Annotated in this window: 21 protein-coding genes; 9 read left to right on the forward strand and 12 right to left on the reverse strand. The window is 70.3% G+C overall.

The genetic code is table 11. The features are described 5' to 3' along the window. The first annotated feature begins 2 nt into the window (after nucleotides 1-2). From Tbon_RS09800 to Tbon_RS09810, 3 genes are read left to right on the forward strand one after another with little or no spacing between them, the layout of a single operon-like run. Nucleotides 3-416: a hypothetical protein gene (locus Tbon_RS09800; protein WP_158067534.1), complete on the forward strand. Its 414-nt coding sequence runs from the start codon at nucleotides 3-5 to the stop codon at nucleotides 414-416. A gap of 46 nt (nucleotides 417-462) precedes the next feature. Further along, nucleotides 463-1,797, forward strand: a complete 1,335-nt coding sequence (locus Tbon_RS09805) for a M28 family metallopeptidase (RefSeq protein WP_225734758.1) — start codon at nucleotides 463-465, stop codon at nucleotides 1,795-1,797. A gap of 29 nt (nucleotides 1,798-1,826) precedes the next feature. Continuing rightward, on the forward strand, nucleotides 1,827-2,480 hold the full coding sequence (locus Tbon_RS09810; protein WP_192497889.1) for a LysM peptidoglycan-binding domain-containing protein: 654 nt from the start codon (nucleotides 1,827-1,829) through the stop codon (nucleotides 2,478-2,480). Nucleotides 2,481-2,495: 15 nt separating this feature from the next. On the opposite strand, the gene Tbon_RS09815 is transcribed toward Tbon_RS09810, so the two are convergent. The 3 genes from Tbon_RS09815 to Tbon_RS09825 form a co-directional block, all read right to left on the reverse strand. After that, the gene (locus Tbon_RS09815; protein ID WP_158067537.1) at nucleotides 2,496-2,714 is read right to left on the reverse strand and encodes a hypothetical protein; all 219 of its coding nucleotides are present in this window, start codon (nucleotides 2,712-2,714) and stop codon (nucleotides 2,496-2,498) included. 339 nt (nucleotides 2,715-3,053) lie between these two features. Next, nucleotides 3,054-4,274: a CaiB/BaiF CoA transferase family protein gene (locus Tbon_RS09820; RefSeq protein ID WP_158067538.1), complete on the reverse strand. Its 1,221-nt coding sequence runs from the start codon at nucleotides 4,272-4,274 to the stop codon at nucleotides 3,054-3,056. Next, on the reverse strand, nucleotides 4,271-5,506 hold the full coding sequence (locus Tbon_RS09825) for a CaiB/BaiF CoA transferase family protein (protein ID WP_158067539.1): 1,236 nt from the start codon (nucleotides 5,504-5,506) through the stop codon (nucleotides 4,271-4,273). The genes Tbon_RS09820 and Tbon_RS09825 overlap by 4 nt, the downstream gene beginning before the upstream one ends. Before the next feature lie 79 nt (nucleotides 5,507-5,585). Here Tbon_RS09825 and Tbon_RS09830 point away from each other — a divergent pair, with 79 nt between their 5' ends. From Tbon_RS09830 to Tbon_RS09850, 5 genes are all read left to right on the forward strand, one after another. Continuing rightward, complete coding sequence (locus Tbon_RS09830; RefSeq protein ID WP_158067540.1) at nucleotides 5,586-6,236, forward strand: nitroreductase family protein; 651 nt, start codon at nucleotides 5,586-5,588, stop codon at nucleotides 6,234-6,236. 19 nt (nucleotides 6,237-6,255) lie between these two features. Next, on the forward strand, nucleotides 6,256-6,555 hold the full coding sequence (locus Tbon_RS09835) for a SelT/SelW/SelH family protein (protein WP_158067541.1): 300 nt from the start codon (nucleotides 6,256-6,258) through the stop codon (nucleotides 6,553-6,555). Between the two features lie 2 nt (nucleotides 6,556-6,557). Further along, complete coding sequence (locus tag Tbon_RS09840) at nucleotides 6,558-7,082, forward strand: DUF402 domain-containing protein (RefSeq protein WP_158067542.1); 525 nt, start codon at nucleotides 6,558-6,560, stop codon at nucleotides 7,080-7,082. A 59-nt stretch (nucleotides 7,083-7,141) separates the two neighbouring features. After that, nucleotides 7,142-7,900: an alpha/beta fold hydrolase gene (locus tag Tbon_RS09845; protein WP_158067543.1), complete on the forward strand. Its 759-nt coding sequence runs from the start codon at nucleotides 7,142-7,144 to the stop codon at nucleotides 7,898-7,900. A 62-nt stretch (nucleotides 7,901-7,962) separates the two neighbouring features. Beyond that, nucleotides 7,963-8,469 (forward strand): 4Fe-4S binding protein, encoded by a 507-nt coding sequence (locus Tbon_RS09850; RefSeq protein WP_158067544.1) that lies wholly within the window; start codon nucleotides 7,963-7,965, stop codon nucleotides 8,467-8,469. 75 nt (nucleotides 8,470-8,544) lie between these two features. On the opposite strand, the gene Tbon_RS09855 is transcribed toward Tbon_RS09850, so the two are convergent. Continuing rightward, nucleotides 8,545-8,841, reverse strand: a complete 297-nt coding sequence (locus Tbon_RS09855; RefSeq protein ID WP_158067545.1) for a 4a-hydroxytetrahydrobiopterin dehydratase — start codon at nucleotides 8,839-8,841, stop codon at nucleotides 8,545-8,547. A 97-nt stretch (nucleotides 8,842-8,938) separates the two neighbouring features. Here Tbon_RS09855 and Tbon_RS09860 point away from each other — a divergent pair, with 97 nt between their 5' ends. Continuing rightward, on the forward strand, nucleotides 8,939-10,684 hold the full coding sequence (locus Tbon_RS09860; RefSeq protein ID WP_192497890.1) for an ABC transporter substrate-binding protein: 1,746 nt from the start codon (nucleotides 8,939-8,941) through the stop codon (nucleotides 10,682-10,684). On the opposite strand, the gene Tbon_RS09865 is transcribed toward Tbon_RS09860, so the two are convergent. The 8 genes from Tbon_RS09865 to Tbon_RS14435 all read right to left on the reverse strand — a co-directional run bounded on the left by Tbon_RS09865 (nucleotide 10,681) and on the right by Tbon_RS14435 (nucleotide 17,525). Continuing rightward, nucleotides 10,681-11,364, reverse strand: a complete 684-nt coding sequence (locus Tbon_RS09865) for a winged helix-turn-helix transcriptional regulator (protein ID WP_192497891.1) — start codon at nucleotides 11,362-11,364, stop codon at nucleotides 10,681-10,683. The two genes, Tbon_RS09860 and Tbon_RS09865, sit on opposite strands and share 4 nt — an antisense overlap. Nucleotides 11,365-11,539: 175 nt before the next feature. Next, nucleotides 11,540-11,830: a flagellar biosynthesis anti-sigma factor FlgM gene (flgM, locus tag Tbon_RS09870; RefSeq protein ID WP_158067548.1), complete on the reverse strand. Its 291-nt coding sequence runs from the start codon at nucleotides 11,828-11,830 to the stop codon at nucleotides 11,540-11,542. Nucleotides 11,831-11,888: 58 nt separating this feature from the next. Beyond that, complete coding sequence (locus tag Tbon_RS09875; RefSeq protein WP_158067549.1) at nucleotides 11,889-12,527, reverse strand: sortase; 639 nt, start codon at nucleotides 12,525-12,527, stop codon at nucleotides 11,889-11,891. 176 nt (nucleotides 12,528-12,703) lie between these two features. After that, nucleotides 12,704-13,024, reverse strand: a complete 321-nt coding sequence (locus Tbon_RS13895; protein WP_192497892.1) for a hypothetical protein — start codon at nucleotides 13,022-13,024, stop codon at nucleotides 12,704-12,706. Continuing rightward, nucleotides 13,021-13,431, reverse strand: a complete 411-nt coding sequence (fliS, locus tag Tbon_RS13900; RefSeq protein ID WP_192497893.1) for a flagellar export chaperone FliS — start codon at nucleotides 13,429-13,431, stop codon at nucleotides 13,021-13,023. The genes Tbon_RS13895 and fliS overlap by 4 nt, the downstream gene beginning before the upstream one ends. Nucleotides 13,432-13,501: 70 nt before the next feature. Further along, entirely contained in the window at nucleotides 13,502-15,862 is a 2,361-nt protein-coding gene (fliD, locus tag Tbon_RS09890) for a flagellar filament capping protein FliD (RefSeq protein WP_158067551.1), read from the reverse strand. A 3-nt stretch (nucleotides 15,863-15,865) separates the two neighbouring features. Then, on the reverse strand, nucleotides 15,866-16,195 hold the full coding sequence (locus tag Tbon_RS09895) for a hypothetical protein (RefSeq protein WP_158067552.1): 330 nt from the start codon (nucleotides 16,193-16,195) through the stop codon (nucleotides 15,866-15,868). A 130-nt stretch (nucleotides 16,196-16,325) separates the two neighbouring features. Further along, a complete protein-coding gene (locus tag Tbon_RS14435) occupies nucleotides 16,326-17,525 on the reverse strand; it encodes a flagellin N-terminal helical domain-containing protein (RefSeq protein WP_158067553.1) in 1,200 nt (399 codons plus the stop codon). Nucleotides 17,526-17,680 lie beyond the last annotated feature (155 nt).

Consider the following 17,680-nt stretch of genomic DNA (forward strand, 5'->3'; position numbering starts at 1 on the left):
ACATGGCCGACCGCATCGAACGCGAAATCGAAGAGCTGCTCGCGAAGCTCGAAACCGAGCTCCCCGAGGGCGGGCGCCAGCCCATCTCCCTCGAAGAGCGCCGCCGCCGGCGGAGGCCGCGCCGCTCGCTTCCCCGGCTCTCGCTCCCCGCGCTCGACCCTGCCCGCCTGCTCCTTGCCGGCGCCGGCACGATGATCGCCGGCCTCTTCCTCTCGATGTTCTGGAGCCCGCTCATCTGGGTCTCCTTCGCCGGTGTCGTCGTCTTCATCGGCGCCTTCCTCCTCTCCTTCCGCAGCCGCCCCATTGGGAGCATCGGCAGGTCCCGCCCCCGGCGCGTCTACTGGCGCGACCGCTACATCGACTACGGCCCGCCCGAGCACTCCAGCCGCTTCCGCAACCCCTTCCGCCGCCGCTAGCCTTTCCGGGCACGTTACGCCCTCGCCCCGTACCCTCGGGAACGTGATGCGCCCTCCTCTCCTGCTCCTCGCGGCCCTCCCGGCGCTCCTCCTCGCTGCCGCCTGCTCCAGCCGCGACCCTGCCGCAGCCCCGCCCGCCGAAGCGTCGCCGTCCCCTCCGGCCCCCGCATCCCCGGCCGCGTCCCCGGCGCCTTCCCCTCCCGCATCCCGCACGACACCCGCCCGCGGGCAGGCGTCCGGGCCGGCCGGCCACGACGCCGACCTCGCCTTCGCCCACATCGCAGCCCTCACCCGCGAACCCCGCGTCGCCGGCACGCCCGCTGAACTCCGCGCGGTCGAGTATCTCGAAGCGCAGCTCGCCTCCTTCGGCTACGACGTCGAGCGCATGCCTTTCACCTTCCAGGACGACCCCTTCCGCGTCGGCGAAGTCCGTGTCCGCGGCGCGGCCCTCGAGGCGCTCACGATGTCCGGCAGCCCCGGCGGCACCGTTGAGGCCCCGTCCATCTTCGTCGGCCTCGCCGACGACGCCGGCATCGCCGGCCGCGACCTCGCCGGCCGCATCGCCGTCGCCGAGCGGGGCGGCCTCACCTTCGCCGCCAAGTACCAGAACGTTGCCGCCGCCGGCGCCATCGGGCTGGTCGTCGTAAACAACCAGCCCGGCCCCTTCTCCGGCAACCTCACCCTCGAGGCCCGCTTCCCCGTTGTTTCCGTCGCCCGGGAGCCCGGCGCCGACCTGGTCGACGCAGCCCGCGCTGGCGAGCGCGTCGCCATAACGGCTCCGCAGCCTTCCGGCGGCACGCCAGCCTTCAACGTCATCGCCCGGCCGCCCGGCACCGCCGCCTGCGCCATCATCGTCGGCGGCCACTTCGATACCGTCCCCGGCGCGCCCGGCGCCAACGACAACGCCAGCGGCACCGCCAACGTGCTCGAGCTCGCCCGCGCCTTCGCCGTCGGCGGCCCGCGCCCCGGCCTCTGCTTCGCCCTCTTCGGCGCCGAAGAATCCGGGCTCCACGGCAGCCGCGCCCTCGTCGAACGGCTCCGCTCGGACGGCGCCCTCCCCCGCTACATGGTCAACCTCGACGTCACCGGTATCGGCCAGCGCATCGAGGTCATCGGCGAAAGCCCGGCCGCCTCCCGCGCCATTGACCTCGCCCGCGCAGCGGGCCTCGACGCCGTCCCCTCGCGCCTCCCGCCCAACTCCGGAAGCGACCACATGAGCTTCGCCGATGCAGGCGTCGAGATCGTCTTCTTCACTTCCGGCGACTTCTCCACCATCCACTCCCCCCGCGACGTCGCCGACGCCATCGACCGGCGCATCCTCGACGCCATCGGCGACGCCGCCTTCCTCCTCGTCAGCGACCTCCTCCGCGAGGTTGGCTGACAGCCGTGCCCCGCACTAGCATGGTCGCCATGGCAATCGCTCGCCCGCGCCGCCCCGGAGCCGCGACCGCCGCCCTCGCGCTGGCAGCCGCCCTGCTCGCTGCCGCCTGCGGGGGCGGAGGCCAGCCCGAATCGGCCGCCGGCGAACGGATCACCGACCCCGCCCGCGTGCCCACGGCCACCCCGATGCAGAACCCGGTCCTCTACCGCATCCAGGGCAACCAGGTCATCCTCGAAGGCGGCAGCCCAGCAGCCCTGACGCCGACCGGCGGTGCATCCACGCCCACGCCGCGCAAGACCTACACCGTCAAGCCCGGCGATACCTGCTCCGGCATCGCCGCTGCCGAGGGTGTCAGCCTCGATGCCCTCATGAAGGCCAACCCAACTGCCTGCAACAACCTCCGCGCCGGGGACACGCTCGTCATCCCCGCCCCCACCCCCACCCCGGTCGCGGGCGGTACCGGCGGCCTCACCTCCAACCCGACCGTCCGCCCGACGCCGACCGCCCCGCGCTCGTCCGGCGGTTCCTCGAGCGGCTCCGGCAAGGTCTACGTGGTGAAGCCCGGCGATACCTGCGCCGACATCGCCGCCAGCTACGGTGTCTCGCTCCAGCAGCTCATCGCCTACAACGGCTTCAGTCCCGACTGCCCGCTCAAAGTCGGCCAGGAAGTCAAAATCCCGTAGCTCAGTTGTCCCGGGTCAGCGAGCCGCCGCTTCGGCGGTCTCCCGCCCCGCCGGCGAAATCGCCGCCGCCAGCCGGTCCGGGCTCATCCCCGCCTTCCGCGCCGCTGCCGCCAGCGAAGCCCCGAGGTCGTCCCGGTCGAGCCCGAACGCCCCGAGCTGCTGCATCGAGGCGTGCCGGGCCCGCAGCACTTCGTACAGCGAAACCCGTTCTGCAATCGTTGCGCTACTGACCATGCGTGTCACCCCCACACGATGGCGGTATCCTGCGCGCCCTGCATCACAACCGTGTCACAGCCGTGTGAATGCTGGATGTCGCAGGAGGCTACCGTACGACGCCCCGCTCCTCCCGTCAGCCGCTGCTACCGAATTTTCACGTTCCGTGCACGATTGGCCGCCACCGCAACGCGAATCCCGTACTCCCGCCGCTCTAAACGAAGGGGCCTGGCGGCACCGTACGCCAGGCCCCTCATGCAGCGCGCCCGGAGGGGACAGGGGAGGCGGCTGCATCGGGAACGTCCCGATGCCCGCAGTATCCCCGGCGCCTGTGAACCCCGCGTTATCGTGGCGTATCGGTCATGTTTCGCGCCCGAGCCACTCCGCCAGCACCTCCCCGGTGTGCTCTCCCAGTTTCGGCGCCGGCCGGCGCAGCTCCCACGGCGTCGCCCCGAACCGGTACGGCGCGCCAGGCATCCGCACCGGCCGCCCTTCGCGGCCTTCGCCCTCCACCTCGGCCCAGAACCCGCGGTCGTCCCAGTGCGGGTCGAAGAGCGCCTCCTCCGGGCTGCGGACGATGCCCCACGCCTGCCGCCGCTCCTGCCCGCCCCGGTACACCTCCTCCGCCGTGTGCGCTGCGATGAACCGCCCGAGCTCCGCGAAGATCTCCGCCGCCTCGGGGCTGCCCCGCGCCGCCTGCCGGTTCAGCGGGTCATCGAACCGCGGCTCGTCGAACTGCAGCCCGAACCCCTCCGATTGGAACCACTCCTTGATCCGCTTCCAGCTCGCGTTGTCCCGGCCGACCCCGAACACCAGCACCCAGCGCCCGTCGCCCGCCCGGTAGAGCCACCGTTCCGTCCGCGTTGCCGCCGCATGCCGCCCCGTCTGCCGGATGACGTTCACCCGCTGCGTGAACCAGTACGGCAGCGCCACCTCCGTTGTGCTGCTGATCGCCTCGTGCGCCGAGCAGTCGATGAACTGGCCCTCGCCCGTCCGGTCTCGCCAAAGCAGCGCGGCCAGGATGCCCTGCACCGCATAGTGGCAGGCCGTCAGGTACCCCTGGTCGCCGTGCCCGCGGATCGGCGGCGCCTCCTCCGCATCCTCCGGGTCGTACCCGTTCATCATCATCGCCCCGCCGAGCGCCAGCAGAACCATGTCGGTCGCTTCGTACTCCGCCCACGGCCCGTCCTGCCCGAACGGCGTCATCGCGCACCAGATGAGCCCGGGCGCCTGCGGCGCGACCGCCCTGTACCCGGCCCCCAGCCGGTCGAGCTCTCCTGGCCTCCCATCCTCGATCACGACATCCGCAGCAGCCGCGAGCTCCCGCCACGTCGCCGCACCGTCCGGCTCCGCGAGGTCCAGAACCACCGACCGCTTGTTCGTGTTGAAATACCAGAAGTTCAGCGAGCGGTTCGGCCCGGGAACGTCGTCAACGAACGGCCCGATGGCCCGCGCCTCGCTCCCCCCGGGCGGCTCCACCTTCACCACGTCCGCGCCCATATCCGCGAGCAGCTTTCCCGCGTACTGGCCGAGCGCCCCGCACCGCTCGACCACGCGAAGCCCCGCCAGCGGCCCGCTCACATGAACACCCCCAGCGCCGCGAGCTCTTCGTACTCCTCAGTGCTCATGCCGAGCGTCGAGGTCATCACCTCGTACGTGTGCTCGCCCATCAAGGGTGAAGCCGTGCGGTTCATTCCCGGCGTCTTCGAGAGCCGCGGCGCCACCCCATCGATGCCCGCCTCCCCCAGTTCCGGGTGCGGCATCGTCGTCCACCAGCCCCGCGCCCGCAGCTGCGGGTCCCGCTCCACCCGGTCGCCCGCCGTCTGGCAGACCCCCGCCGGCACCCCCGCGGCCTGGAGCGTCGCCATCACCTGGTAGGCATCGCGCTCCTGCGTCCACGCCCCGATTCCCCGGTCCAGCTCGTCCTGGTGCGCGAGCCGCCCCGCGGCCGTCGCGAAGCGCGCATCGGCCGCCCAGGCCGGCTCGCCCATCGCCCGGCGCAGCGCCTCCCACTCCGCATCGTTCCGCACCGCGATCGCCACCCACCGGTCCTCGCCCGCGCACCGGTAGGTGTTGTGCGGGGCCATCGACGGTTCCCACGCCCGGTTGCCGGGCGGCATGCCCTCCCGGAGCCAGCTCCGGCCGTTCACCGTAAAGTCCAGCACCGCCGGTCCCGCCAGGACCATCCCCGTCTCGACCTGCGCGATGTCGATCGCCTGCCCCTCCCCGGTCATGTTCCGGTGGTGGAGCGCCATCATGATCGCGATCGCCGCGTAGTAGCCGGCGGTGTGGTCCAGGTACGAATACCCCCACCCGGCCGGCGGCTTCCCCGGGAGCCCCGACATCAGCGTCAGGCCGCTGAGCGCCTGCGCTGTCGGCCCCCAGGTCGTGTAGTGCCGGTCGCGGCCGGTATGCCCGAACCCGGAGATCGAGCAGTAAATGACCCCCGCGTTGATCGCCCGCTGCGCCGCGTAGTCGAGCCCCCACGACTCCAGCACGCCGCTCGAGAAGTTCTCAATCACCACATCGCTCACCCGGATCAGCCGCTGCAGCACCTCCATCCCCATGGGGTGGCGCACGTTCAGCAGCACGCTCTTCTTGTTCCGGTTGAAATAGTTGAAAAACCCCGAGTTATTGAGCGTGGGCCGCTCCCCCGCAATCGGCCGCCCGAAGCGGATGGGGTCTGCCGCCTGCCCGTGCTCGACCCGGATCACCTCTGCCCCGAAGTCCGCCAGGATCCGCGTCGCCGTCGGTCCCGCGATCACCCACGTCAGGTCGCACACCCGGATGCCCGAAAGCGGCAGCTCCGTCATCGCCGCCGGATTATAGCCCCCTCGCGCGTGCCGGCTGACCCTGTAGGATCAGCGCCACATCCCCCGGCGGAGCACTGTCATGCCCGAAGTCCAGCCAGTCGTATCCGATATCTTCGAAGTCATTCGCACCCAGCGCGCCATGCGCCGCCTCAAGCCCGATCCCGTTCCCGAGGAGTACATCAAGAAGATCCTTTGGGCTGCCACCCGCGCGCCGAGCGGCGGCAACCGCCAGAACTGGCGCTGGCTCGTGATCACCGACCCCGAGAAGAAAAAGCAGATCCAGCAGTGGTACAAGGAAGGCTGGGACCGCCTCGTCGCCAGCGGCTACGGCAACCGCCCCGACCTGCCTCCCGAAGAAGCCGCCAGCAACGAACGCGTCATGCGCTCCGCCCAGTACCTCGCCGACCACCTCCACGAGGTACCCGTTCTCATCCTCGCCTGCCTCCTCGTCGACCCCGGCCAGCGGCCCGACATCACCGCCGGTTCGAGCATTTACCCTGCCGTCCAGAACCTCATGCTCGCCGCCCGCGCCCTCGGTCTCGGCACCGCGCTCACGACGCTGCACCGCTTCCACCAGGACGACATCCGCAAGCTCCTCGGCATCCCCGAGACGGTCGAGACCGCAGCCCTCATCCCCGTCGGCTGGCCCATGGGCAGGTTCGGCGAAGGCTTCCGCAAGCCCGTCGAAGACGTCACCTACTGGGAGCAGTGGGGCAACAAACGCCAGTAGCCCCGCGGGGAGCCGTTCCGTGGCCAGCCGCCTCTCCGTCTCCATCACCTATTGCCGGCGCTGCAACTTCCTCCCGCGCGCACTCTGGGTCGCCCACGAGCTGCTCCACACCTTCGGCGAGTACATCGCCGACCTCCGCCTCGTCCCGGCCGGCGGCGGCGACTTCGACGTCGATGTCAACGGCGAACGCATCTTCTCCCGCCGCGCGGCAGGCCGGCACCCCGAAATCGCCGAGCTGAAGGAAGCCCTCGCCGCCCGCCTCGAACCGGAGGAAGCCGCCTCCCTCAGGCGCCATCCGCACCCGCCCGCGGCCGGCTGACCATGCCCAACCCGGTCCTCGTCCGCAAGCTGAAGTACGACGGCTCACTCCGCTCCGCCTGGCCCGGCGACCTCATCGACGCCCGCGGCGACGACTGGCTCATCGTCTTTCACGACCCCGAGCGCCACCAGAAAGAGCCGCCTGAACCGGCCGAACCGCGCGGATTCGGCATCCATACCATCGGCCTCCGCGAGCCCGTGACCGTCCTCCACTGGTTCGACGAACTCGGCCGTTTTGTCGAGGCGAAATGCGACGCCGCCCTCCCCGCCACCATCGCCGGCCGCACCATCGACTTCGTCGACCTGGACCTCGACGTTATTGTCCTCCCCGGAGGACACCATTACATCCGCGACCGCGATGTCTTCGAAGCCCGCGCCGCTGCCATGGGCTACCCGCATGAGGTCCGCCGGGCCGCCTGGTGCGGCATCCTCCACGCCCTCCGGATGGTCCGTCGCGGCCGGTTCCCCTTCGACGGCACCCCGGAGGCGCTCCTCGGCCGCGAACTCGCCGCCCGCGGCCCGCTCTGACGCACCGTCCGCCCGCGCGTACAATCCCGCCCACGACTCGAACCCCGGAGGCACCCGCAATGCCCTTCGTCGAACGCGACGGCGTCCGCATCTTCTACGAAGCGGCGGGCGAAGGCCCGCCAGTCCTCCTCAGCCACGGCTACAGCGCCACCTCCCGCATGTGGCGCGGCCAGGTTGAGGCGCTCGCGCCCCGCTACCGCATCATCACCTGGGACATGCGCGGCCACGGCCAGTCCGACAGCCCCGACGACCCGGCCCTCTACTCCGAAGCCGCCACCGTCGGCGACATGGCCGCGATCCTCGACGCCCTCGGCATCGATACGGCCGTCATCGGCGGCCTCTCCCTCGGCGGCTACATGTCGCTCGCCTTCCACCTCGCCCACCCCGGCCGTGTCCGGGCACTGATGCTCTTCGATACCGGCCCCGGCTACCGGAATCCTGCCGGCCGCGAAGCCTGGAACCGCACCGCCGAGGCCCGCGCCGTCGCCTTCGAAACACGCGGGCTCGATGCGCTCGGCAGCGGCGCCGAGGTGCGCATCGCCCAGCACCGCTCGGCCAAAGGCCTCGCCCTCGCCGCCCGCGGCATGCTCGCCCAGTTCGATAGCCGCGTCATCGAGTCGCTCGAAGGCATCCGCGTCCCCACCCTCGTCCTCGTCGGCGAAAAGGATGAGCCCTTCCTGGGCGCCACCGATTACATGGCCGCGAAGATCCCGGGCGCGCAGAAAGTCGTCATCCCCGGCGCCGGCCACGCCGCCAACATCGATAACCCGGCAGCCTTCAACGCCGCCGTCGAAGCGTTCCTCGCCGGCCTCCCCTGACGGGTCTCTCCCTCCCGGCCGTGCTATGCTGGGGGTCCAACACCCGCGCAGGGGGACGCTTCGTGCCCTACTCCATCGTCGAAACCTGCATCGGCTGCACCGCCTGCACCAAGCGGTGCCCGACGAACGCCATCACCGGCGAGCGCAACCAGCTCCACGTCATCGACCCCACCCTCTGCATCGATTGCGGTGCCTGCGGCGTTGTCTGCCCGCCCGAAGCCATCCTCGATACCTACGGCAACGTCTGCCGCTCCCTCAAGAAAGACCAGTGGCCGAAAGCCGTCGTCATCGAAGAGAAGTGCATCGGCTCCGGCTGCGAACTCTGCATCAACATCTGCCCCTTCGATGCCCTCTCCCTCCAGCACACCGACCGCATCGACGACTTCTTCGGCGTCTCCACCGTCGACGAGAAGAAGTGCACCGGCTGCCGCCTCTGCGAGGACGTCTGCGGCTGGGATGCAATCCACATCTTCCCGCTCAAGGAAGAGGTCATCAAAGACTGGTCCGAGCTCACCGAAGAAGAGAAGGAGATTGTCGCCCGCGCCCGCAAGGCGCTCGGCGTCGTCTGACCCTCCGTCCGCCGCACCGCACCAGGGGCCGCCCCATCGGGCGGCCCTCGTTATATTCCGAACGCGTCCCGCCGGTCAGCCCTGCCCGCCGGCCAGCTCCTCAATCCGCTTCGCCAGCGCGAGGTCCAGTTCCGTCACCCCTCCCGCGTCGTGCGTGCTCAGCCGGAACGTGACCCGGTTGTACACCCACGCCACCTCCGGGTGGTGGTTCATCACCTCCGCCGCCACGGCGACCTGCATCACCAGCCCCACGGCCGCCACGTGGTCCTTCAACCGGAAGGTCTTCGTGATCGCGGTCGTCCCCTCCGCGCTCCACCCGTTGAGGCCTGCCAGCCACTCCGCGATCGCCGCTTCCGTCAGCCGTTCAGCCATCTCGCCTGCCTCCGGTGTTCTCAAACCGTTCAAATTTGCGGCCTGAACCGTCCGTTGCCGGTCCGTACCCGCCGTTCGCCCTAGTATGAACGATCGTATGACCTTCGAATCACCATGGCAGCGGCGGCTGACCCGCCGAAGGCTCCTCGGCGCGACCGGCGCCGCCGCGGCCCTCGCAGCAGCCGCCTGCTCGCGCGGAGGCGGCGGCCAGCCCACGCCCTTCAGCCCCACAGCGGAGCCATCGGCTTCGCCCACCCGCGCGCCGTCGCCATCGCCGACTACCCTCTCGTCCCGCCACGGCCACACCCTCCGCCACACCGGCTTCGTCGAACGCGACGCCTTCGCCGACCCCCACAAGACCCAGGCCGGGCCGCTCCTCGGCCACCAGGCGATGGTCTTCAGCCGCCTCCTCACCTACCAGGACCAGGCGCGCGGCACCATCGCCGCCGACCTCGCCGCCGCACTCCCCGAACGCCCTGACGCGACCACCCTCGTCTTCCGCATCAACCCCCAGGCCCGCTGGCACGACCTCCCGCCCCTCAACGGCCGCCCGGTAACCGCCGACGACGTGAAGTTCAGCATCGAACGCCAGCGCTCGGGCGACACGACGTTCGTCCGCGCCCCGCAGTGGGCGGCCATCGACAGCATTGAGGTCACCTCGCCCCAGACCATCACCTTCAAGCTCAAGGCTCCGCTCGCCGCCGCCCACCACCTCTTCGCCGATGTGGCCTCCTTCATCGTCGCCCCGGAGCTCGCTCCCGATGGCCGCGACATCCCCCTCGACGCCCAGGTCGGCAGCGGCCCCTTCCTCTGGGTCGAGTGGAGCGACCAGCGCTTCGCCAGCGTCCGCCGCAACCCCGCCTGGTTCGGCGGCGACCGCCGCCCCTACCTTGAGGGCATCTCCCTCGTCCAGCCCCGCACCACCGCCGAAGTCGAAAGCGGCCTCCGCACCCGCGCCCTCGACGTCGCCATCGTCAGCCGCACCCTTGCCGACCACCTCAAGCGCGGGCTGCCCCAGCTCGTCGAGTACACCATCGGCCACTCCATGTTCTTCAGCGTCCGCTACTCGCTCGTCAACCACCCCTACAACGACCAGCGGTTCCGCAACGCCCTCACCTGGGCGCTCGACCGCCGCGAGATGGTCCGGAAGTTCTTCGACGGCTCCGGCGGGCTCAGCCCCTGGATCAGCTGGCCGGTCACCCGCTGGACCCTCCCCGAAAGCGAACTCACCACCGTCCCCGGCTACCGCCCCGGCGATGGCGGCCGCGAAGCCGACCTCCGCGACGCCCGGGCCGCCCTCGAGGCGTTCCGCTCTGAGAAGCAGCTCCCCGCCGATCCCCTGCCCCTCTTCGTCGTCGACGCAACAGAAAACGCCATCGGCCTCGGCTCGCTGATCCGCGACCAGCTCAAGGCCGCCCTCGACCTCGATATCCGCATCGTGCCCATGCCGCTCAGCCAGCTCGTCGGCCTCCTCCTCTCCGCCGAAGCCCCCTTCGCCGCCGGCCCCGATACCGGCTGGATCGACCTCGACGATTGGGTCTACCCCTACTTCCACAGCGCCGGCACGCGGAACAGCTTCCCGCTTCGCGACTCCGACCTAGACGCCCTCATCGAAAAGCAGCGCGTCGAACTGAACGAAGACGCCCGCCGTAACCTCGGGTACGAAATCCAGCGCCGCATCCTCGCGCTCAACCCCGGCGCCAACCTCGTGAGCGAACGGGTCGTCGCCCTTGCCTGGCCCTACGTGAAGGGCTACCCCCTCGACACCACCGACGGCTACCAGGACCGTTTCGCCAGCTGCTGGATCGACGCCAGCGACCCCACCTTCCGCGGCCGCGCTTAGCCCGCCCGCACCTCGAACCGGTAGCCGGTGCCGCGCACCGTTCGCACTGCCTTCGCCGCGCCCTTCTCCGCCAGCTTCCGCCGGATGTTCGACACATGCCGCCGCAGGATCTGGAGCGACCGCTCGTCCACCTCCAGCCCCCAGCCCCGCTCGATGATCTCCGCCGCAGGGACCGTCCGGTTCGCCCGCGCCAGCAGCATCGAGAGCACTTCCGCCTCGCGTTCGGTCAGGTCAATCTCCCCGCCCGGGCCCGCCAGCCGCAGCCGGACCGGGTCCAGCTCGAACGGCCCGGCCGCCACCGCGACCGCATCGCTTATCCCCTCGCGGGCAAGCTCCCGCATCTTCCGTTCGACCGCCGCGCTCGTCCGGTGCCCCCGCGCGATGCCGTCAATCTCCGGCCGGAACGTCCCCGGGATCGCCAGCCCCGGCGTCGCCGGGTCGCTCACATACAGCACCGGCACCAGCCGCCATCTCCGGTGCGCGTGGAACGCACTCGCAATCTCCGCCTGCTGCTCGGCCGGCATCCCGCACAGCACGAGGAGGTCGAAGACGTCGGCGTCGGCCCTCGCCAGCGGTCCCTCGGCATCGCGCACCAGGTGGGCATCGATCCCCTCCCCGAGGAGCGACCGCCCCTCCAGCGCCCGCGGGAGTCCGCCGTCGATGATGAGCACCCGTGCCATTGCCCCCGCTGCAACCTCCTGCTGCCTTGCTTCTTGGCCCGCTCTCGAACGCATCTGGTGTCCGGTCATCGATGCTCAGGCTACCGCCAGGCAGGCGCCTCGCGGCATCAGGGCATCCCCCGTTTCGCACCGGGGACCGGCACCAACCCGCCGCGTGCGAACCCCGCCCGGTACCTTACGGCCCCTCCAGGTCGAAACCGCCGCGCTCCATCAGCGTCCGCGCAATCTCGCGCGGGTCCGGCCGGTAGCGCCCCTCTGCAATTGCCCGGCGCAGCGCCGCAATCCGCAGTGTCCGCACCTCCGGCGCGGCCTGCACGGCCTCCAGCGCCCGGGAGAGCTCCCGCGCCTCGTCGGTGATGCCCGCCCGGTCTGCCGGCTCCGGCGCAGGCGCCGGCCGCGGCCCGCGCAGCGGCACCGGGTCGAACGCAACCCCCCGCGGCCCTCCGGTTTTCCGTACTCCTGTCATGCGCTGCTCCTTGTCATCGTTCGGTCCGGCACGCTCCTCCCCACCATCGTGCCAGGCCCTACGCCGGGTTCCCGGGCGTGACCTCGCCCGCAAGCCGCCCCGTGACAACCAGCCGGTGCCGCAGGTCGCGCGTGCAGGTGATCAGCGTCACCGTCGCTCGCGCATCCGAGCGGAGCACCTCCGTCGCCCCGGGGTCGACCACCGCGATCGATTCTACGACATAACGATAGGCGGCCGCCCCCGCGTACACCACAATCTCATCGCCCTCCCGCACCCGGTCGAGCGTCGCAAAGACCGGCACGTTCCGCCGGTCGGCAACCGACACGTGTCCCGTGATGACCATGTTTCCGGGCTGCCCCGGCATCGCCGAATCCACGTGGTGCCCCGCCGCGTGCCACGCTGTCTCCCACCGCGGCTCGCCATCCTCGATCACGACGCCGACCTCCGCGACCGGCGCATCGATCCCCGCCGACGGGATTACAATCCGCGTCGGCAGGCCGCCGTTCGACACCGCCCGGAAGGCGACGCGGGGCGTCTGCTCCGCCGCCCGGCCCGGCAGGGTCGCAGTCTCGCCGGCGCCTGCCGGTGCCGACTCCGGCCCCCGGCCGCCGAACCACGCGATCGCCCCGGCGGCCAGCACCATCCCGATGGCCATCACCGTCGACCCGCGCTGGCTGCCCTGGTGTTTCGTCGTCAACCGTGTGCCCCTGCGCTGGTGCGCGCTGCCCAGAGTGTCGGTAGCCCGCGGGTCATTCTTGATGCGCGGACGGTGGTCGGTCAGGCGCCATTCGATGAATGCCCGGTGACGACTCGGTGCATCGCCGCCGGCGGCCCGGCCGTGCCTCCCGGGGTGAAAAAACGCGGCCCGCCCGGTTACCGGGCGCCCCCAAACCCTTCGCTCCCTGCACGGTAGGCGGCGTTGCCCGCCTGCCCCTCCCGCAGCCGCCGCAGCCGGGCGCCGGTCGCCGCCAGCTCTGCCGCAAGGATTGCGTCCCCCGCCCGCTGCACAGCCAGCAGTTCGCCGAGCGGCTGCTCATCCCCCGGCCGTCCGTCCGCCGCTGCCGCCCGGCAGGCCTCCTCCAGCGCCCGGTCCAGCTCCTCGAGGCCGGCGAACTCCCCGCCGGCCTGCAGCAGCGCGAGCCGCGCCCGCGCCAGCTCCAGCGCCCGCTGAATCGGCCGGCCCGCCTCCGTCACGCTGCCGCTTCCGTTCCCGGCCGGGCCGCCGCGGCCTGCGCCCGCAGCGCTGCCGTCGCCGTCTTCCACGCCTCGCCGACCTGCCCGATGTGCCGCTCCACCTCTTCGAGCTTCGCAAGGTCGCCCAGCGACCCCTCGACAATCCGGCGCAGGCAGTAGGCGTAGAGCGCGGCAAGATTCTCCGCAATCTCGCCCTGGCTCATGTCGAGCGTCGCCCGCAGCTCCCCGATGATCAGGAATGCCCGGTTCGTCTCGTCGTTGAACCCCTGCCGGTTGCCGTTCTCCCAGTGCAGCCGGGCCTTCCGGAGCGCCTTCACTGCGCCGTCGAAGAGCATCGTGGTCAGCGTCACCGGGTCGGCAGTCATCGTCTCCACGGTGCGGTACGCGGCGTAGGGATTGCTGGTCATCAGGCTTGTTCTCCCGTGTTCGGTGTCGTTTCGGTTATCGGCCGGTTTTCGCGCATCTTCAGCGTCGCGTCTACTTTCGGCCGCTGTTGCCCGAAAGCTGGTTCGCCAGCTGCTGAAGATTCCCCAGGATGCTCTGGCTCCGCGCCTGCGCCTGCTCCATCGCGGCGAACTTCCGACGCAGCTGCTCCATCTCGGCCTCGATCCGTTTCTCCAGCGTCGCAATCCGCTCCGAGATGTCCGAGGCGATCCGGTCATACGTCGCCTTCCGCTTGTCGAGCGTCCCCCCGATGCCGGCCTGGTTCTCGGCGAACCGCTTGAGCCGCTGGATCACGCTCTCGGACGTCGCACTGACCGTGATCGTGTGCGTCCCCGCCTGCAGCGTGGGCCCGGCCGTCAGCGTCAGCCCCGGGACCAGCCCCGAATTCGACCCGTTGGGCGCAATCGTCCCCGAGGCCGAAATTGGCGGGCCCCCGTTCGCCGGCGTGAACACCGCCGAGAGGTTCCCCGCGCCGTCATCCGTAATTACCCACTTCCCCGGCTCTGCCCCCGCGTACGTGCCCGAGATGCCGGTAATCGACCCCGTCCCGCCCGGCTCGAGCGTCGCAGCCAGGCTCAGGCGGCTCAGCAGCTCCTGCACGCCCGCCTGATTCGTCCGGACCGCCTCCGCGAACTTCGCTTCGTCGAACTGCAGCGTGTTCGTCGTACCAATCGCCGACCCCACCGGCCCGAACGTCAGCCCGATTTGCGAGAGCGTCGCAAAGCCGCCCTCCAGGTTCGTCCCCGGGCTCGTCAGGATGCTCCGCAGGTCCGACTTCAGCTGCCGCAGCGAGACGTCCCCGCTCAGCGGCCCCGACTGGTTGTTCTTCTTCGAACCGTCCGCCTTCGTGGCCGCGTCGATCGCCTTCATCACGTTGTTGAACTCGGTCACGAACGCTTTGATCGCGTTCGCCGCGCTCGACGTGTCCTGCGAGACCGTCACGGTCACCGGCGAGCTCGTTGTCTCCTTGAACGTCATCGTCACGCCGCCGAACCCGACCGAGTTCGACGCCGACTGCTGCGTCGGCCCCCCGTCGATGCTGTACTCCGCGTTCTGCCCCGCAGTCAGCGTGCCCGTCGTCAGCCCAAGCTTCGCCGCGAGGTTCCCGCCAGGCGCGTCCTGCACGGTCAGCGCCAGGTTCCCCGTCGCTTTGTTCTGCAGCCGTACGGTGTCGGTCAGCGAATCGTACCGCGCCGTCACGCCGGCCTGGCTTGCGTTGATCCGGTTGATGACGTCCGTCAGCGAGTCCGTCGCCGCGTTGTAGCTGATGCTCACCCCGTTGATCACAATCGCCTGGTCCCCGGCGTTCGGCGGCCCACCGTTGAACCCGGCATCCTGCAGCTTCGCCGACGTGCTCAGCCGCGAGATCGGATTCGAACTCGACCGCGTCGTCCCGGGCGAAGAAGTCAGCAGACCCGTCGCAGCCAGGAAGTTCGACGAGTCAGACCCGCTCCCGAACGAGATATTCCCCTGCGTCGAGGTCACCGTCAGGATGGTCGGCCGCCCGTAGCTGTCGTTCGTGATGCTTGCCGTCACCCCGATGCTGCTCGCGTTGATGTCGGCGATGACGTCGTTCAGCGACATCTGCTGCGTGAACGCCTCGCCCGTCCGCGTCGTCCCGGGCGGCGTGCTCAGCAGCCGCATCGCCGAGAGGAAGTTCGAACTGTCCCCCGGCCCGCCGAGGATGATGTCCCCGTTGCTCGACGTCAGCTGCAGCCGGTTCGCCCGCCCGTTTGCATCGTTCACGATGCTCGCCGTCAGCCCGACGCCCGCGCTGTTGATCGCGTTGATGACATCGTTCAGCGAGTCGGTGGCCGCGTTGATGGTGATCGTCTGCGTGCCGCCGCCCACCGTGCCGATGGTGAACGTCCCGCTCGTCACCGCCATGTCGATGTTCGCCGACTGCAGCGCCACGCCCGTCTGCGCCGCGGCCGGCCCCACCGTGAACGTCTGCGAGCCCCCGTTCGCCGTCGCGATGGTGAAGGTCCCGTTCGTCGGGACGGTTCCGAAGTTCGAGCGGTTCATCGCCTTCGTCGCGTCGATGCCGGCCGCCGCCGGCGCCCCCTGGAGCCGCGTGGCCGTCGCCAGCTGCGTCACGTTGACCGTGAAGCTGCCCGCCTGTGCCCCCGGCAGCGCCGATACGCTGACCGCCGTGCCGCTCGCCGTCGCCGTCATTCCGCTCACCGACTGGGGCGCCGCGAGCGCTTTCACCTTCTCCAGGAACGCCTTCATCGCGGTCTGGACCGAGTTCACGGCGCCCTTCTTCGCGTCGTTGTCGGCGCCCTTCTGTTCGAGCAGCGTCACCTGCCGCATCCGGATGGCGGTCAGCTGCTTAATCACCGCCTCCGTGTCAAACGTCGCGTAGAACCCGCCGATCCGAACCGGGTCGCTCATCGTCTACCCTCGCCGTTCCAGGAGAAGTCCGTTGGCTGCCTCCTCGCTCGCCAGCCGCCAAAGGTCCTCTGCCCTCACCCGCGCGATGACGTCCCCCGTTGCCGTGTCGCGAACCTGGATGGCGACCATCATCCCTGCATGGTCCACGACGTACTCCAGTTCCAGCGCCGCCGGGTCGTGCCCGGGCGCCAGCATCCGAATCATCCGTTCCCGGCTGCCGCCGTCGCGGCGGGGTCCCGGTTTCGGCCGGTCCTGCCGCCGCCCCTGGCCCCACGATGCGGGCGCCGGCGAAAGCCGGACCGGGTCGATGCTCTCGAGTCTAAGCTCCCGCATGGCGCCCATCCTTTCCGGAAACTACCTGATCATCGGTCCGCGCCTCCCCGACCTTGAGCCCGGCCGTGCGCGCAAACGGCGGGCCCGGGATTCTCCCCGGGCCCGCCAGGAGGCGCGCTCAGCTCGCCGCTTAGCCGCGGAGCAGGCTCAGTACGCTTTGCGCCGACTGGTTCGCCTGCGCCAGGACCGCCGTGCCCGCCTGCTGCAGGATCGTCGAGCTCGCGAGCTGGCTGGAGAGCTCGGCGATATCGGCATCGCGGATGCGGCTCTCGCTGGCGGTGAGGTTTTCGACGGCGACGCCGAGGCTGTTGACCGTATGCTCGAGGCGGTTCTGGGCCGCGCCGAGGTCGGAGCGGCGGGTGTTGAGGGTGGTGATGGCGGTATCGATCTGGGTGATGAACGCCTGGGCGGCGGCGTTGGAGGCGACGATGGTGGAGGCGGAGGTCCAGTTGACGCCGCCGCCGGTGAGGAGGTTGAGGCCGGAGGCCTGGGTGGCGCGGACGTCGTTGAAGGAGACGTTCATGACGTCGTAGGCCGTCGTATTCGCGCCGACCTGGAGGGCGGCAGCGCCGCTGCCGGTGACGACGATGGTGTCGTTCGCGGCGGAGGTGAGGTCCGTGCCGATGTCGTCGGGGTCCGTGACGCCGGCCGTGGAGGCGAGCTTGATGGAGATGCCGAGCTGGTTGAAGTTGAGGGTTTGGGTGCCGTTGGCGGCGATGGCGGAGACGGTAATCTGCTGGGCCTGACCGTTGGGGCCTGTGAGGGTGAGCTGGTCGGTGGTGGCGTTGTAGGTGAACGTGTAGGTGCCGGGCTTGGCGCCGGCGACGTTGATCTCGGTGACGATGGCCTGGTCGACGGCGTCGTTGACAACGAGGTCGTTGGCGGAGGTGCCGCCGAGGACGCCGGTGAGGGCGCCGGTGAGCAGGTTCTGGCCGTTGAAGTTGGTGGCGTTGGCGATGCGGTCGATTTCGTTGCGGAGCTGGATGAGCTCGGTGCCGATGGAGGTCCGCGCCGCCGTGTCGTACGTGTCGTTCGCGGCCTGGACGCCCAGCTCGCGCATGCGCTGGAGGATGGAGTGGATCTCGTCCATGGCGCCTTCGGCGGTCTGGATCATGGAGATGCCGTCCTTGGCGTTGCGGATGGCCTGGCTGTTGCCGCGGATCTGGGCGCGCATCTTTTCGGAGATGCCGAGGCCGGCGGCATCGTCGGCCGCGCGGTTGATGCGGTAGCCGCTGGAGAGCTTCTCCAGCACCTTCCCCATCTTCGCGTTCGTGATCCCCAGGTTCCGGTTCCCGTTGAGCGCTGCGATGTTGGTGACAATCGACGACATGTAACCTGTTCTCCCCTTTGCTGTTCCCCCGGCCGCGAGGCCGGTGCCACCTCGGTGGCAGTGGTGTCAGCTTGGGTATCGCCCGGTTGCAGACCCGCGTCCGGGGGCGAAACGGGTGCGTCCGGGTGGCAAACGGGTGGCCGCAGTTGCAGCCC

Source organism: Tepidiforma bonchosmolovskayae (genome assembly GCF_008838325.1).
GTDB classification, from domain to species: Bacteria; Chloroflexota; Dehalococcoidia; order Tepidiformales; family Tepidiformaceae; genus Tepidiforma; species Tepidiforma bonchosmolovskayae.